The sequence below is a fragment of the Xanthobacter sp. BG11Y11_SDJG genome (genome assembly GCF_057364445.1).
Window position 1 is genome coordinate 1 of record NZ_JBNFNU010000868.1, and the last position, 608, is coordinate 608.

Genomic DNA, 608 nt, shown 5'->3' on the forward strand with positions numbered 1-608 from the left:
CCCTGTCGCAGACCGCCTCGTGCACCGCCGCGTCGCGCACCACGCCCTTCCTTGAGCGCCGCGCCGGCCGGCCTCGAACTGACGGCTTCACCAGCGCCACGAGGCGCGCGCCCGGCGCGGCGAAGCGATCGCGGGCGGCAGCACCAAAGCGAGCGAGATGAAGCTGACGTCCACCACCACGAGACCGATGGGCGGCAGAGCGCCGGCGCGAGCGCGCGGATGTCGGTGCCCTCCAGCGAGGTCACGTCGGGGTGCCCTTTCAGGCGAGCGTGAAGCTGGTCGCGCCCCACGTCCACCGCGAACACATGCGCCGCGCCCCGGCGCAGCAGCACTTCGGTGAAGCCGCCGGTGGAGGCGCCCACATCCAGCGCCGCCAGCCCCGCCGGATCGATGGCGAAGGTGGCGAGGGCGGCCTCCAGCTTCAGCGCTCCGCGCGAGACGAAGTCGTGCGCCGCCTCGGCCGCGATCTGCGCATCCGGCGCCACTTCGGCGGCGGGCTTGGTGACGATCGCGCCGGCCACCCGCACCAGGCCTTCGGCGATGGCGGCCTGGGCGCGGGCCCGGCTCTCGAACAGGCCGCGCGCCACCAGGAGGCGGTCGAGCCGCAG

Annotated in this window: 1 protein-coding gene; it reads right to left on the reverse strand. The window is 75.0% G+C overall.

All coding sequences use genetic code 11. The features are described 5' to 3' along the window. Window positions 1-608: SAM-dependent methyltransferase (locus AC2W7M_RS27035; protein WP_486136320.1), on the reverse strand; the 608-nt coding region annotated here is incomplete at both ends.